Here is a 14921-nt window from a genome sequence, read left to right on the forward strand (position 1 = left end):
ATGACCAACCATAAGACTCTTGTGTACCTGGCGCTGACCGCTTTCATCGCCGCCTCGCTTCCGGCGCAGGCCCAGACCTACACCAAGCAAGCCGAGCTCGAACTGGCCGCCACCGGCGACGCGTTCCGGGTCGGCAGCCAGACCTTCCGCGTCGCTCCGGCGGCGGTCGCCACGCCGGTCAGCGAAACCACCGATCCGAGCAAGGACGTGGTCGTCGCCGGGTATGAAGTGAAACTGCAGCCACCGCCGGCATCGACGTCCAGCGGTCGCGCAAAGCGCGATTCGCAAACCCAGCCATCTTCGGCCGCGGGCACGGTCGCCGCGGGCGGCACGCTCGGCGCGGCGGTCGGCGACGAAGGCGGCCGGACGGTGCTGGTGACCCAGCGGCTCAACGTTTACGTCAGCGATATCGGCGCGGTCGCCGCGCTCGCCCGCGACACCGGCGGCACGGTGACGTACTCCTCGGCTCTCGGCGGCAACGCGGTGATCGAATACGCGTCGGTGGATGCCGCTTTGGCCGCGATGAAGCGGATCCAGGGCGCGAAGGCGGTCAAGGAAGTCAGCCCCGAAATCATCCAGAACCAGATCATGAGTCGCTGAATCGCAACTCTGCAGTATCCCGTCGGCGAAGGAGCGCCGGCGGGAATTCCTCGTACCAACCGGAGCTTGTCCACGCTCCGGGAGGGTTTGCGAGGCCGAGCGTCCGGCTGTCGATGAGCCGGGCTTTGCTTCGACTGGCCGCGGGGCTTTGCACTACCATGGTGCAATGCCCTCCGACCCCCAGCCCGCCGCCGATCTGAGCCTGGACAGCCTGACCACGCCGCTGGCCTGGAGCGATCCGGCCGGGGCGCTGAGCGGCTGCAATACCGCGTTCTCGCGCTGGTTCGGGATCGGCGCGCGGCGCTTGCTGGGCTGGCCGCTGGCCGGCCTGGACGCGGGCGACGGCCGGCTGGCGCTGGCCTTGGCGCGCGAGGGCGGCGATGAGGCGCCGCTGCGGATGCGGCGGATGCGGCTGCGTTATGCCGACGGCGAGGACCGGTTCGCCGATGTCTGGCTGAGCCGCCGCGACAACGGCGGCTGGTTGCTGGAGGCGCACCCGGTCGATGAGTTTCCCGGCGACGATCCGGCGCTGTTGTTGCCGTCGGCGCTGTCGGCGTCGTTGAAGGGCTTGGCCCACGAGTTGCGCAATCCGCTGGCGGGATTGAAGGGCGCTTCGCAGTTGTTGGCGCGCCGCATCGAGGACGCCGATTCGCGCGAGCTGATCGGCCTGATCGACAGCGAAGTCGAGCGCCTGACCGGTCTGGTCGACCGCTTGCTGACCCCGGCGCCGCCGCGGCCGCATGCGCCGCTCAATATCCACGCCGTGCTGGAACGGGTGCTGCGTCTGGCCGAGGCCGACGGCGGTTGGGCGGTGCGGCTGGTGCGCGATTACGATCCCAGCCTGCCCGAGTTCGACGGCGACGCCGACCGGCTGATGCAGGCGGTATGGAATCTGGTCCGCAACGCGATCGAGGCCGGCGCGACCCACGTCCACTTGCGCACCCGCATCGAGCACGGCGTGCGCATCGCCGACGCCGCGCATCCGATCGCGCTGCGCCTGGAAATCATCGACGACGGCCGCGGCGTGCCCGACGAACTGGCCGAGCAGCTGTTCCTGCCGCTGGTGTCCGGCCGCGCCGAGGGCAGCGGCCTGGGTCTGGCCTTGGCCCAGCAAGTCTCGCGCGAACATCGCGGCTCGCTGGCGTATCGCTCGCGTCCGGGCCACACCGTATTCACCCTGTTGCTGCCGATGCACATCGAACCCCATGAGGACGCGGCATGAGCGCGGCGCGCATTTGGGTCGTCGACGACGACCGTTCGGTCCGCTTCGTCCTGTCGACCGCGCTGCGCGAGGCCGGTTACGCGGTCGACGGTTTCGAGAATGCGGCCGACGCCCTGGACGCGTTGGCGCAACGCGGCGCACCGGATCTGTTGTTCACCGACGTGCGCATGCCCGGCGACGGCGGCCTGGTGTTGCTGGAAAAACTCAAGGCGCGCGCGCCGTCGCTGCCGGTGGTGGTGATGAGCGCCTACACCGACGTCGCCAGCACCGCCGGCGCGTTCCGCGGCGGCGCCCAGGAATTCCTGTCCAAGCCGTTCGACCTGGATGAGGCGGTGGCGCTGGCCGCGCGCACCTTGGCCGCGTCCGAACCCGCACAGGACACGCCCGCGGCCGAACCGGCGGCCGACGACAGCCTGATCGGCGACACCCCGGCGATGCTGACCTTGTTCCGCGCGATCGGCCGCCTGGCGCAGGCGCCGCTGTCGGTGTTGGTCACCGGCGAAACCGGCACCGGCAAGGAACTGGTGGCGCGCGCGCTGCATCGCGAATCGCCGCGCTCCGGCAAGCCGTTCGTTGCGCTCAACACCGCGGCGATTCCGGCCGAGCTGTTGGAAAGCGAACTGTTCGGCCACGAGGCCGGCGCGTTCACCGGCGCGCAGCGGCGTCATATCGGCCGGTTCGAACAGGCCAACGGCGGCAGCCTGTTTCTCGACGAAATCGGCGACATGCCGTTGCCGTTGCAAACGCGTTTGCTGCGGGTGCTGGCCGAGGGCGAGTTCTTCCGCGTCGGCGGCCGCGAGTTGATCCGGGTCGATGTGCGGGTGATCGCCGCGACCCATCAGGATTTGGAAACGCTGGTCGCGGAAGGCCGCTTCCGCGCCGACCTGCTGCATCGCCTGGACGTGGTGCGCCTGCGCCTGCCGCCGTTGCGCGAACGCCGCGGCGACGTGGCGCAACTGGCCGAACGTTTTCTCGCCGCCGCCGCGCTGCGTTTCGCCGCGCCGCCCAAGCGCTTGTCCAAACCCGCGTTGCAACGCTTGCTGGCCCACGACTGGCCCGGCAACGTGCGCGAGCTGGAGAACGTGTGCTGGCGCCTGGCCGCGTTGGCGCCGGGCGAGACCATCACCGGCGAAGACCTGGACGAAGTGCTCGGCGTCGCCGCGCCGCGCGCCGACGATGCCGGCGAATGGGAAGCGCAGCTGTCGGCCTGGGCGCGCGCGCAGCTGGCCGAGGGGCGCGCGAATCTGCACGCCGACGCGCGCGAACGCTTCGACCGCGCGCTGCTGGAAGCCGCGCTCGCCCACACCGGCGGGCGCCGCACCGAAGCCGCCGCGCGGCTGGGACTGGGCCGCAACACGCTGACCCGCAAGCTGGGCTCCGGGCGCAAGCGCAAGCCTTGATCGTGGCGGCTCGGCTGGGTCGCTGCTTGCGCGATCGTTGCGGCTTCGCGGTCGCAGCTCGCGCAGCTCCTACAGCGGCTTGCGGCGGATGCACTGGCTCGCAAGGAGCCCAACAGTCGCCGCGTGGCCGCATGGCCTACCTGTAGGAGCGGCGCGAGCCGCGACCGCGCCACTTCAATCGCGCCGTTGCAACGCTTGCCGGCACTGTTCGGAAACGCATGCACATCGCCGAACTGGCATCGCCCCGCCGCTACGATGCCTAGCTTGGCGAATTCCTTCGCCCTATGCGCCAGCGCCGGCGACCGCGGCCATAATCGTCCGGTACGGCCACCGCCGCCACGCGGTTCCGCGCATCGCCACGCGCGTTTCACTCGCGCTGAACTTATGCGGGACTAGCGTCGGCACACACAGAGCAGGCGTCGCCGCGGCGGCGCCGACGACCAGGAGTCGCGCATGAAGACCTTGCTTCGCACCGCCACCATCGCCGCCGCCGTGGCCGCGCTCGCCGCTTGCGGCGGGCAGACCGTCAAGCCCACCCCGACGCCGCCCGCGCCCAAGCCGGTATCGACCGCGCAAGCGGGCACGGTGGTGCTGGCCTCGGCCTCCGGCAGCCTGGTCAGCGGCAAGCTGAGCTTGCGTCCGATGGGCGACGGCGTGCATCTGACCGGCGAGATCGGCGGGCTGACGCCCAACAGCACCCACGCCATCCACATCCACGAGAAGGGCGATTGCAGCGCCGCCGATGCCAGCAGCGCCGGCGGCCACTTCAATCCCGCCGGCCAGCCGCACGGCCAGGTCGATCACGGCGCCCATCACGCCGGCGACATGAACAATCTGGTCGCCGACAGCGAAGGCGTGGCCAAGGTCGACGCCCACGCCAGCGGCGTGACCCTGGGCGGCGGCGCGCCCAACGACGTGGTTGGGCGCGCGGTGATCGTTCACGCCTCGGCCGACGACTACAAGAGCCAGCCGGCCGGCAACGCCGGCGCGCGACTGGCCTGCGGGATCATCAAGGTCGCGCGCTGAGGTCGGGACGTCGGCCGCGCGGCCGATGTCCGCTCCTGCCGCAGCGATCGCGGCTTCAAGAAGTCATCCCCGTTCGAAGACGTCATCCCCGCGAATGCGGGGATCCAGGGCTTCACCCAGACCTGCAACCGAAGTCTGCGCAGCCGCGCCAGGGCGCAACACGCCCTGGCGTCCGTCAATGCGCGTCCTGCGAGCGCGTCCCTGATCGAGCGGTCGCGGGTACGACCGCTGAGGTCGTCAGAAACAGCGATCCCCGTGCGCCACTTCGCGCCGCTGCTGTCAGACTCAAGGACTCCCCACTACTTCCGTTACCGCCATGAACCGCATCCGCATCCGCGAAGCCGTAGTCACCGACCGCGACCTGATCGCGCAATGGATGATCGAGATGGCCTGGGAAAGCGAACAAAAGCGCCTGGACCCGCCCACCGTCCACGCCGGCGTCGAAGCCGCCCTGGCCGACGCGGCCAAGGCGCGCTACTTCATCGCCATGCGCGAAGCCGACGTCGCCGGCCAGGAAACCATCGCCGTCCCCGCCGGCACCTTGATGCTCACCCACGAATGGAGCGACTGGCGCAACGGCGACTGGTGGTGGATCCAGAGCGTGTACGTCGCGCCGGAGCATCGCCGGCAGGGGGTGTACAACGCCTTGCACGGGCACGTCGCCGCATTGGCCCAGGCGACCGCCGGCGTGATCGGCTTGCGGCTGTATGTGGAACGCGAGAACATCGCCGCGCAAAGCACGTACCGGTCGCTGGGGATGGACGATGCCGGTTACTGGATCTACGAATCCGAATTCTGACTGAAGGAAAAGATTCCATGGACGGAAAACAAGCCGCCGCGGCTGCCTTGCTAGGTGTGTGTCTGATCGGCTCGCCGCTGCGCGCCGCGCCGGTCGACCCTGTCGTCTCGCCATCATCGTCGAGCGTCGCGCCTGCGACCTCGCCAACCGGAACCTCGCCGCCCAAGGCGCCGTCGGAAAGCACCGGCTCGGCCGCGACCGCCGCGCGGATCGCCGTGGCGCAGGCTTGGTTGGCCGAGTCCGATGCGCGGATCGCCGCGGCGAATGCGCCGGGCGCCCAGCCACCTCTGCCTGCGGTCGCGCCGGTAGCCGGTTCCGATCCGGCCGCCCGCGCCGCCCAAGCGAAAGCGCGACTGGCCGAAGCCAAGGCGCGTGGCGCGGCGCGCAGAAACGAGCTGATCGAGAACCTCAAGCGCCGGCAGGCGATGTCCGCCGACATGCACACGTACTCGGAGCAGAAGAAAGCCGAGGCCGCGGCCGCGGAATTGGCGGCGAAGCAGGAAGAGCAACGCCGATTGCTCGATCCGGCGACCGCCCGGCCCGCGCTCCAGGGCAGCGAACAACAAGTGCGCGATGCGTTGGAGTTTCAAGGACGCGCTTTGGTCAAGCAGGGGCGTCTGCGCGAGGCGGAAACCATCTTCAGCGACTATGTGGCCCAGCGCCGGCGCACGCCCAGCGGTCTGTGGATGAGCGGGTTGTTCTTTTCCGGTGTGGGTACCGGCTTGCTCGAAAACGTGCCGGAGAATGCGCAAGCGCAACGTTGGAAAACGGTGGAGGAGCAAACCTTGGATTGGGCGCGCAAGTCGCCCGAATCGCCGCTGCCGCGGTTGTTGCACGCTCACATTCTGTTCGACCACGCCTGGGAGGTTCGCGGCGGCCGCTACGCCGTTAATACGCCTAAGCAGGTGTGGAAGCCGTTCAAGGCGCTGATCGCGCGCACTGCGAAGTATCTCGACCGAGAGCGCGCGGTCGCGTCGCGCGCGCCGGAGTACTACTGGATATTGCTGAAGACCTTGCGCAGCAGCGATGGCGGCGGCGACCACCTGACGGTGCTGGAACAAGGCGAGCGCGCATTTCCGGGCTATTACCCAAGCTACTTCGCGATGTTCACCACCTTGATGCCCAAGTGGCACGGCAGCGTCGAGCACATCGAAGCATTCGCCGAGGCCGCGGCGCAGCGCACCGAGCGGACCGATGGCGCCGGTATGTACGCGCGGATCTATTGGTACGCGGCGCAAGACACGTACCGCTTCAATCTGTTCAAAGCCACCGGCGTGCGCTGGGAGCGGATGAAGCAGGGCTTCGATGACGTGATCCAGCGTTATCCGGATCAGTGGAACCTGCAGAACTACGCCCGCTTCGCCTGCGACGCGCAGGATCGCGACAAGCTGGCCGAACTGCTGGCCAAGATCGATGGGCCGCCGATGATGGAAGCCTGGAGCAATCCGCAGTTGTTCGAAAAGTGCAGCGAGTTGGCCGGCCGCTTGAAGCTCTGAACCGGCTGGCGTCGCAACGCTCGAAGACCCGGCACCCTTGGCGCGATGCGCCGAGGGTTCAGGCCCGTTGGCGGCTCACAACTGCCCCGGCTCCGGCGCCCCATCGCAATGCACGAACGTCACCGGCACCCCATGCGCGCCCAGCACCGCGGCGATCTGCTTGAGCCGGGCTTCGAAATGCTGATAGCGGCGGTTGAGCTTGTCGCGGCATTCGTCGGTGTCGCACGGCGCCTCGGGCGCGTAGCGCGCATGCCAGGCGGCCGGGGAGAACAGGGCGATGCGGGCCTCGCCGTCGGCGTAATGCACCAGCGGTTCGGGCGGGGCGTCCAGCCATTCTTCGCCGTCGGGCTGCAGCAGCGCGGTTTCCAGCAGCGGCCACAGCGGGCCCAGGCCGGCGTGGTCGTACTGCATGGCCATCATCGCGGCCAGGTCGTGCACGGTCAGGTAGCGCGCGTGTTCGACCTGCAGGCCGAAGGCTTCCTGCGCGGCCAGGGCGGTGTCGGCGCCGGCCATGCCGCGTTCGAGCAGGCTGGTTTCCAGGATCTCGCCGACCCGGGCGACCAGTTCGGCGTCGCCGCTGAGCGCGAACGGCACCAGCCGCAGCGGGCCGCCGGCGTAGTCGGGCGAGGGGCTGAGCGCGCCGGGCAACTGGGCGTCGTGGGCGCCGAAGGCGATGACCCGGCCGGCCTGTTCGGCCCCGCGCTCGCGCGGGGCGCGTGCGGCCAGGTCGTCGAGCTCGCGGTGCAGCGGCCAGCCCGGGCGCAGCAGTTCGACCGGGTCGTAGTGGGCGCCGACCGTGATCAGGTCCAGCGCGGCGGTGTCCTTGGCGAAGCCGGCCAGGTCGCGGGCGATCTTCTCCGACAAGGCGCCGGCGTCCTGGCGGGGCAGGGCGCTGCGGGCCACCGAGGCGTCGCCCTTGAGCTCCAGGGCGAGTGCGCCGAGGACGTGCAGGGGCGCGCCGGAGGCGCTGGAGGAGGGGCTGGCAGAGGTCATGGTCACCGAGGATACGCTGGCGTTTGGTAGAGCGCGTGCGCGGCGCTACACTGAGCCCCATTATGCCCGCTTCGCCATGGCGGGCCCTGCGCGAGAACCCTCGAGAGGTGTTGCCGATGCGTCAAAACCGTCCCGTCGCCGTGCTCGGCGGCGTGCGTATTCCCTTCTGTCGCCAGAACACCGCCTATGCGGATGTCGGCAACCTGGGCATGTCGGTGCGGACGCTGGGCGCGCTGGTCGAGAAGTTCGGCCTGCACGGCCAACAGCTCGGCGAAGTGGCGATGGGCGCGGTGATCAAGCACAGCAGCGACTGGAACCTGGGTCGCGAAGCCGCGCTGTCCTCGGGGCTGTCGCCGCTGACCCCGGGCATCACCCTGCAGCGCGCCTGCGGCACCTCGCTGGATTCGATCATCACCATCGGCAACAAGATCGCCACCGGCCAGATCGAAGCCGGCATCGGCGGCGGTTCGGACACCACCTCCGACGTGCCGATCGTCTACGGCCGCAGCCTGCGCCGGCGTTTGCTGCAGGCCGCGCGGGCCAAGACCACCAAGGACAAGATCGCCGCGTTCAAGGGCTTCCACCTGCGCGAGCTCAAGCCCGAGTTCCCCGGCGTGGCCGAGCCGCGCACCGGCAAGAGCATGGGCGATCACTGCGAGGACATGGCCAAGCAGTGGAACATCTCGCGCGATTCGCAGGACGAATGGGCGCTGTCTTCGCACCAGAAGCTGGCCGCGGCCTACGAGCGCGGTTTCTTCGACGATCTGGTGGTGAGCTTCCGCGGCGTGGCGCGCGACAACATCCTGCGCGCCGACAGTTCCTTGGAGAAGCTGGCCACGCTCAAGCCTGCGTTCGACAAGACCTCCGGCCGCGGCACCCTGACCGCGGCCAACTCCACCCCGCTGACCGACGGCGCGGCGGCGTGCTTGCTGGCCTCCGACGAATGGGCCCAGGCGCACAACCTGGAAGTGCTGTGCTACTTGCGCGACGCGCAGGTCGCGGCGGTCGACTTCGTCCACGGCGAGGGCCTGTTGATGGCGCCGACCGTGGCGGTGCCGGAGATGCTCAAGCGCAACGGGCTGACCTTGCAGGATTTCGATATCTACGAAATCCATGAGGCTTTCGCCGCGCAGGTGCTGTGCACCTTGCGCGCTTGGGAGAGCGAGGACTACTGCAAGAACCGCCTGGGTCTGGACGCGGCGTTGGGCAAGATTGATCCGGCCAAGATCAATCCGAACGGGTCTTCGCTGGCGGCGGGGCATCCGTTTGCCGCGACCGGTGCACGGATCGTGGCGACTGCGGCGAAGGAGCTGAAGCAGCGCGGTGGTGGGCGGTGTTTGATTTCGATCTGTACCGCTGGCGGTATGGGTGTGGTTGCGATCCTGGAGCGCTGAGCTCTTTCCCTTCTCCCGCTAGCGGGAGAAGGTGCCCGAAGGGCGGATGAGGGCGCGCGCGAGTAGGTTGCCTGCGTGCCCTCACCCCAACCCTCTCCCGCAGGCGGGAGAGGGAGCCGAATCTAAGCTTGCACCGGCCCACCGCGACTCTGCCCCGCGATGTACTGCGGCGGCCACCCCGGCGGCGTAGTGTTTTTCTCCTTCATCTGTACCGCCAACTCGGCCTCCAGCATCGCCTGCTGCTCGGCGTAATCCGGATTGCCCGCCAGGTTGGTGTCCTGCTGCGGATCGGCGGACAAGTCGTACATCTCCCAATCGCCGCCCAGGTTCTGCGAACCCGTCGCCGGCACATACACCGCGTACAGCCACTGGCTGGAACGGATCGCCCGGATCACGCTGGGCCCGCTCTGGAACATGTCGTCGTAGGTGTAGTGGACATAGTCCTGCACGCCGTTGCTGCCGCCGTCCAACACGCCGCTGAGGTCGGCGCCGGCCAGATCGGGGAACTGCGCGCTCACTCCCAACAGACTCGCCAAGGTCGGCAGCAGATCCACCGAGCTGGCCATGGCCTGGGTCGTCGCGCCTTGCGGCCAGACCTGCGGGTTGGAAAACAGCAGCGGCACGTGGATGGCTTCGTCGTAAGCGTTGACGAACTTCTCCACCAACCCGTGCGACAGCCCGAGTTCGCCGTGATCGGCGAAGCGCACGATCAAGGTTTGATCGAGTTGCTCGGCGCCGATCGCATCGAGGATCTGCTTGATCTGCGAATCCACGTACTCGACCAGATACGCATAGAAATCGACGAAATCCTGTTCGCTGGCGCCGTTGCCGTGGCTCATGCGAGCGAAGGTGTAACTGGACTGCGCGCGCGGTTTGCTCGACAGGTTTTCGTTGGCGTTGGCCGGAATCGGCGCGCCGGTGGCGGTGTAGGTGGTCGCCTCGTAGTAGTTCGACGCCTGATTCAAATAGCCCAGATGCACGTCGTGCGGATTGACCAGCGACACCACCAGGCAATACGGCGAGGCCGGCGGATCGGCCAGGAACGCCAGCGCGTCGCTCAGATAGCGCTGATCGTTCTGGTTCGGCGAACCCGGCGCGCCGTCGATGGTGCCGCCGCCGAGATAGGTGGTGCCCAGGGTGATGCCGGCATCGTTGGGATCCCAGGTCGAAAACCCCCACGGCGCCAGATCGCTGCTGGAACTGCCCGGTTCCTCGCCGCCGAGCAGATGCCATTTGCCGATCCAGTAGCAACCGTAGCCGGCCGCGCTCAACACGCTGGCCAGGTTCGGAAACTTCGCCGGCAACGGCAGCGGGTTGCCGCCGGTCTGGGTGCAGCCGGTCACGTACGGGTATTGGCTGGTCAGGAACGTGGCCCGGCTGGGCGAGCACATGCACGCGCCGGTGAAGGCGTTGGCGAAGTTCAGGCCGTTGCCGGCCAGTTGCTGCATCGCCGGCAGCTTTGCCGCCAGTGTCGGCTGATAGCTCGCCGGCCACTGCGCCAGGCTGCGCTCCTGGTCGGTGATGATCAGCAGCAGGTTGGGTCGCTTGCCGTCGGCGAACAGATCGCTGAGCACCATGGCCTGGCTCCTTTGAGGCCGGCGGCGCCGGCGTGCTTGGCTGGGAATGCAGGTTCAAACGCGAAGCGCGCCGGGCAGGGGACTGCGGCCGGCTGCTTTGTCCGCCCGGCTTGAGGCAAGATGTGCGTTCCGTCACGACAAGGAACTGTCATGCGCTTTTCGACCCGTCACGCCTTCGTTCTCGCCTTATGCCTGTCGCCGCTGGCGGCGCCGGCGATGAGGATCGTGGAGATGCAGATCACCTGCCCGATCGACGGCAAGCCGTTCCCCTCGCGGGTGATGGTCTCGGGCACCTCGTTCGGCACGTACTTCGACACCCAGCGCTTCGGCGCGATCGCCTCGCCCGCACCGTTGCCGGTGTGCCCGGGCAACGGCTTCATCGTCGCCGATCAATCGCGCAAGTACAGCGAAGCCGAACTGACGCGTTTGCGCGGCTTCGTCGATTCGGACGACTTTCGCGGCTGGATCGCCAACGACACGCCGTACTACCGATTGGCCAAGCAGATGGCGTTCATGGGCGAGTCCGAGGACGCGATCGCCAACGTGCTGCTCAGCGCCACCTGGGAAGCCGGCTCGCGTTACCCGCGTTACGCCGCCGAGGCCTTGCAGGTCTGGCAGCGCCGCGCCTTGCGCGAGGCCGGCAGCGACCGCGCGTATCACTCGCGCATGCTGGTCGGCGAATTGCAGCGCCGGCTTGGGCGTTTCGACGAAGCTCAAGCCACCTTCGAAGGCTTGCGCGCCGACCGCGGGTTTCCCGGCAAGCAGGAGGACGCGGACGTCGCCGCGTACATGCGCAAGGTGGTCGATGCGCAATTGCGCCTGATCCGCGATCGCAGCGTGGCGCATGCGCGGTTGGATGAGGATGGGGAGATCGTTGATTTCTGATTTCCCCGCGTGCGTCGTTACCGCGAAGGCGAGGTTCCAGAGCCAAGAGCCTTCAGCGCGATCCTTCCAGAACGTCATTCCCGCGAAGGCGGGAATCCAGAGACTTCAAAAGCTTTCGCACGAAAGGCACTGGATTCCCGCCTTCGCGGGAATGACGGTTTGGTGGGTGACGCTAAAGTCTCCACGCGCTCGGTTTCGCTGATGCAGACGCCCAGCCTTATTCGTCAGTACGCCACCGCCGGATTCATCTTCCCGTCCAACCACCGCCGGTCAGAGGCCCGACCACCCCACACCACAATCTGTGACCCCCATTCCCCAGGTTCATGAAACTGCTCCGGAGGCACAGTTGTTGTGCATCCATTCGCGGTGGTACGGTCGATTCGCTGCAAACCATACGCAAACGTATCTACCGTGCGGGACAGTCCTTGGGAGGGGACGAACTCATGCGCAAGCTCAGTACGTGGTTGCTGTCGTGCCTGTTGTTGGCCGCGTTCGCCGCTCCGGCGTTCGCGGGCGGATTCAGCGGAAGTTACCAGCGCATTCCCGGCTGGGACGGCGCCGAAATGGGCGCCTTCGTGATGGTGCCCAAGGACCAGGGACCGGGGCCGTTCCCGCTGCTGGTGATGCCGGCCAGCTGGGCCGCGCCGAACCTGGAATACGTCGGCCGCGGCGGCGTCCTGGCGTCCAAGGGCTATGTCGTCGTCAGCTACACCTCGCGCGGGTTCTGGGATTCGGCCGGCAAGATCGACATCGCCGGGCCGGGTACGGTCGAAGACGTCAGCGCGGTGATCGACTGGGCGCTGGCGCATACCCCCGCCGACCCGAACAAGATCGGCGCCAGCGGCATTTCCTACGGCGCCGGCATCAGCCTGTTGGCGGCCGAGCGCGATCCGCGGATCAAGTCGGTGGCCGCGCTGAGCGGCTGGGCCGATCTGGAAGCCTCGCTCTACGCCAACCGCACCGTCAGCCAACAAGGCGCGGCCTTGCTGGTCGTCGCCGGCGCCTTGACCGGCCGGCCGGGTCCGGAGCTGGCCACCGCCACCGCGCGCATCGCCCTGGGCGATTTCGACGGCGCGGTCGGCGGCCTGTTGCCGATCGTGCCCGAGCGCAGCCCGGCCACCGGCGTGGACGCCTTGAACCGCAACGGCACCTCGGTGCTGCTGGCCAATGCGTTCAACGACAGCCTGTTCCCGCCGGGTCAGTTCATCGATTTCTACAACCGTCTGAGCGGGCCCAAGCAACTGCTCTTCAGTCACGGCGACCACGCCACCGTCGAAGCGCCCGGCGCGCTGGGCTTGCCCAATGAGATCTACGACGCGGCCGGCCGTTGGTTCGACCGCCACCTCAAGGGCATCGCCAACGGAGTCGAACGCGAATCGCCGGTGCGGCTGAAATCGCAGGGCGGCGATTGGCGCGGCTACGCCGACTGGAACGCGGTGCAGCGCGGCGCCACCGTGTTCGCGTTGAGCCGGCCTAGCGGTTTGATCGCGCCGACCGGCAATCTGCAGAGCCAGCCCAGCACCGGCTGGAACCACAGCATCCTCACCGGCCTGCCGACCCTGGCCGATTCCGGCGTGGCCTTCGTCAGCGGTTTTCTGCAGTCGGTGCAGGTCGCGCCGCAGGCATCGATCCCGCTGGTCGCGCGCGCCGGCGCGGCGGTGTGGCAGACGCCGATGTCCTGGACCGGCCAGCAGCTCAGCGGCATGCCGCAATTGCATCTGACCGTCACCCCGAGCCAGAGCGAGGTGACCTTGTTCGCCTACCTCTACAGCGTCGACTTGCTCGGCAACGGCTCGCTGCTGAGCCACAAGCCGTACTCGCTGCGCGGCGCGCGCGCGGGCGTGGCGCAGGCGGTGGATCTGCGCCTGGAAGCGACCAGCTGGGACATCCCGGCCGGCCGCCGTCTGGTGCTGGTGGTCGACACCACCGACCCGCGCTACACCACCGCCAGCCGCATCGGCGGCACGGTGAGCTTCAGCTCGCCGGCCAACGATCCTTCGACCTTGACCGTGCCGTTGCGCTGACCGTCGACAACGCGAGCGGCAACCGGAACGGCGCCTTCGGGCGCCGTTCTTGCGAGCGCGGGCCTGTTGCATGCCGCGTGCGCACCGATACGATGGCGCCGGGGAAGCGCGGGGAGTTCGCCGCGGGCGCAGCGCCGGGCAGGGGGCCGGGGGCCGCGCGCGACGAATGCGCAAGGAGACCCGGCCATGACGTTCAATCCTTATCAGGCGCCGCAAAGCGCGCTCGTCGGCGCGGCCGGCGAGTCCGACGATCGTTTCGGTCCGTGGCGCGACGGCGCCGATCTGGTGACGCTGAAAAACGCGAAACTGCCGCCGCGCTGCGTGAAGTGCAACAGCGCCGCGCAGACGCCGCTGAAGACCAAGACCTATTACTGGCACAGCGCCGGCTGGTATCTGCTGATCCTGTTCAACCTGCTGATCTACATCATCGTGGCGATGATCATGCGCAAAAGCTCGGCGTTGAGCCTGGGCTTGTGCGCGGAGCATCGCCAGCGGCGTACGCGGATGATCGCGACGTCGGTGTTCTGCCTGTTCGCCGGCGCCGGCTTGTTCGTCTACGCCTTGGTCGATGAAGCCGGCGCGCCTTTGTTCGGGCTGAGCGGGTTGTTCTTGCTGGCGGCGACGATCGTCTCCATCGTCGGCGGACGTATCGTCCACGCCAAGCGCATTTCCGAACGCTATGCGCGGTTCGGCGGCTGCGGCGCGGAATTTCTCGACAGTCTGCCGAGGTTCATCGGCACCGATCGCTGAAGCGCGAGCGCTTCGACGCGGCGCAGCCCTGCGCAAAAAAGCCAACGGCCGCACGAGGCGGCCGTTGCTTCATCGGTGCAGCGGGAACGGCTCAGCCGCGCAGCCGCGGCATCCCGAATTCGTCGCGTTCCTCGATCACCGCTTCGTCGAACAGCTTCTGGCGCAGATCGCGGCCGGGCAGCTCGGTGGCCGCTTCGCCGCGCGCGGCGCGCAGGGCGTTGAGGTAGCTCAGTCGTGCGCGGCTCTCATCGCCGGCCTGGGCGAAGCCGTGGCCGAGTTCTTCCCAGGCCTCGCTGTTGGCGCCCTGGGCCAGGGCGCGATGCAGATACGCCTCGGCCTGCGGCCATTGGCCCTGCGCGCGGGCGATCCGGGCCAGGCTCAGCAACAGACCCGGGCTGCCGGAATGAGCGGCGAGCCAGCGTTCGGCCTGGGCCCGGCGCGCGTCGAGGCGGCCGATCGGCAGGCGGCCGTAGAGCGCGGCCAGGGATTCGTCCCAGCGCGCATCCAATGCCTGTTCCAGGCTCTTGGCCGCGGCTTCTTCCCAGCGCAGCGCCGCCGCGCGTTCGGCGTAGGCGGCGACCGCGGCCGGTTCGGTCTTCAGCGGCTTGGGCAGGGTTTCCCAGTGATCGGCCAGCACGTTGGCGTCGGCGGCTTCGCGCAGCGCGGCTTCGGCCCACTGCGCTTCCAGCCGGCCCAGGCGTTCGGCCGGCCACGCGCCTTGCTGGCGCAGCGAACCGAGCAGGCCGTAGGCCTCG

General features: G+C 68.4%; 13 protein-coding genes. 10 read left to right on the top strand and 3 right to left on the bottom strand.

Features of this window, described 5'->3' with window-relative positions; genetic code table 11:
- The 6 genes from V7787_RS26715 (at position 1) to V7787_RS26740 (ending at position 6543) form a co-directional block, all read left to right on the top strand.
- The gene (locus V7787_RS26715; RefSeq protein WP_336090254.1) at positions 1–600 is read left to right on the top strand and encodes a hypothetical protein; all 600 of its coding nucleotides are present in this window, start codon (positions 1–3) and stop codon (positions 598–600) included.
- Positions 601–766: 166 nt separating this feature from the next.
- A complete protein-coding gene (locus V7787_RS26720; RefSeq protein WP_336090255.1) occupies positions 767–1822 on the top strand; it encodes a two-component system sensor histidine kinase NtrB in 1056 nt (351 codons plus the stop codon).
- Positions 1819–3222 carry a nitrogen regulation protein NR(I) gene (ntrC, locus tag V7787_RS26725; protein ID WP_336090257.1) on the top strand — a complete coding sequence of 468 codons (1404 nt, stop codon included), beginning with the start codon at positions 1819–1821 and terminating at the stop codon, positions 3220–3222. The genes V7787_RS26720 and ntrC overlap by 4 nt, the downstream gene beginning before the upstream one ends.
- 453 nt (positions 3223–3675) lie before the next feature.
- The gene (locus V7787_RS26730) at positions 3676–4248 is read left to right on the top strand and encodes a superoxide dismutase family protein (RefSeq protein WP_336090259.1); all 573 of its coding nucleotides are present in this window, start codon (positions 3676–3678) and stop codon (positions 4246–4248) included.
- Positions 4249–4564: 316 nt separating this feature from the next.
- Positions 4565–5047: a GNAT family N-acetyltransferase gene (locus V7787_RS26735; RefSeq protein ID WP_336090261.1), complete on the top strand. Its 483-nt coding sequence runs from the start codon at positions 4565–4567 to the stop codon at positions 5045–5047.
- Between the two features lie 17 nt (positions 5048–5064).
- Positions 5065–6543, top strand: a complete 1479-nt coding sequence (locus tag V7787_RS26740) for a hypothetical protein (protein WP_336090263.1) — start codon at positions 5065–5067, stop codon at positions 6541–6543.
- Positions 6544–6618: 75 nt separating this feature from the next.
- Here the strand turns inward: V7787_RS26740 and V7787_RS26745 are convergent, their stop codons facing one another.
- Positions 6619–7542 (bottom strand): hypothetical protein, encoded by a 924-nt coding sequence (locus V7787_RS26745; RefSeq protein ID WP_336090264.1) that lies wholly within the window; start codon positions 7540–7542, stop codon positions 6619–6621.
- 110 nt (positions 7543–7652) lie between these two features.
- On the opposite strand from V7787_RS26745, the gene V7787_RS26750 reads away from it, so the two are divergent.
- Entirely contained in the window at positions 7653–8930 is a 1278-nt protein-coding gene (locus tag V7787_RS26750) for an acetyl-CoA C-acetyltransferase (RefSeq protein ID WP_336090266.1), read from the top strand.
- A 122-nt stretch (positions 8931–9052) separates the two neighbouring features.
- Here the strand turns inward: V7787_RS26750 and V7787_RS26755 are convergent, their stop codons facing one another.
- Positions 9053–10507 (bottom strand): sulfatase-like hydrolase/transferase, encoded by a 1455-nt coding sequence (locus V7787_RS26755; RefSeq protein ID WP_336090268.1) that lies wholly within the window; start codon positions 10505–10507, stop codon positions 9053–9055.
- Positions 10508–10657: 150 nt separating this feature from the next.
- Between V7787_RS26755 and V7787_RS26760 the strand changes: the two genes are divergently transcribed.
- The 3 genes from V7787_RS26760 (at position 10658) to V7787_RS26770 (ending at position 14166) form a co-directional block, all read left to right on the top strand.
- Entirely contained in the window at positions 10658–11392 is a 735-nt protein-coding gene (locus V7787_RS26760; RefSeq protein WP_336090270.1) for a hypothetical protein, read from the top strand.
- Between the two features lie 443 nt (positions 11393–11835).
- Positions 11836–13416, top strand: coding sequence for a CocE/NonD family hydrolase (locus tag V7787_RS26765; protein WP_336090272.1), 1581 nt, complete (start codon positions 11836–11838; stop codon positions 13414–13416).
- A gap of 186 nt (positions 13417–13602) precedes the next feature.
- Positions 13603–14166 (top strand): hypothetical protein, encoded by a 564-nt coding sequence (locus tag V7787_RS26770; RefSeq protein WP_336090274.1) that lies wholly within the window; start codon positions 13603–13605, stop codon positions 14164–14166.
- 91 nt (positions 14167–14257) lie between these two features.
- Here the strand turns inward: V7787_RS26770 and V7787_RS26775 are convergent.
- A partial coding sequence (locus V7787_RS26775) for a heme biosynthesis protein HemY (RefSeq protein ID WP_336090275.1) occupies positions 14258–14921 on the bottom strand: 664 nt, incomplete at its 5' end.

The organism is Pseudomonas sp. CGJS7 (genome assembly GCF_036961695.1).

Bases quoted from the DNA above. Each gene is read 5' to 3' on its own strand.
- V7787_RS26740 (WP_336090263.1), top strand. From the start codon at position 5,065: ATGGACGGAAAACAAGCCGCCGCGGCTGCCTTGCTAGGTGTGTGTCTG.
- V7787_RS26755 (WP_336090268.1), bottom strand. From the start codon at position 10,507: ATGGTGCTCAGCGATCTGTTCGCCGACGGCAAGCGACCCAACCTGCTG.
- V7787_RS26730 (WP_336090259.1), top strand. From the start codon at position 3,676: ATGAAGACCTTGCTTCGCACCGCCACCATCGCCGCCGCCGTGGCCGCG.
- V7787_RS26715 (WP_336090254.1), top strand. From the start codon at position 1: ATGACCAACCATAAGACTCTTGTGTACCTGGCGCTGACCGCTTTCATC.
- V7787_RS26750 (WP_336090266.1), top strand. From the start codon at position 7,653: ATGCGTCAAAACCGTCCCGTCGCCGTGCTCGGCGGCGTGCGTATTCCC.
- V7787_RS26770 (WP_336090274.1), top strand. From the start codon at position 13,603: ATGACGTTCAATCCTTATCAGGCGCCGCAAAGCGCGCTCGTCGGCGCG.
- V7787_RS26735 (WP_336090261.1), top strand. From the start codon at position 4,565: ATGAACCGCATCCGCATCCGCGAAGCCGTAGTCACCGACCGCGACCTG.
- V7787_RS26720 (WP_336090255.1), top strand. From the start codon at position 767: ATGCCCTCCGACCCCCAGCCCGCCGCCGATCTGAGCCTGGACAGCCTG.
- V7787_RS26760 (WP_336090270.1), top strand. From the start codon at position 10,658: ATGCGCTTTTCGACCCGTCACGCCTTCGTTCTCGCCTTATGCCTGTCG.
- V7787_RS26765 (WP_336090272.1), top strand. From the start codon at position 11,836: ATGCGCAAGCTCAGTACGTGGTTGCTGTCGTGCCTGTTGTTGGCCGCG.
- ntrC (WP_336090257.1), top strand. From the start codon at position 1,819: ATGAGCGCGGCGCGCATTTGGGTCGTCGACGACGACCGTTCGGTCCGC.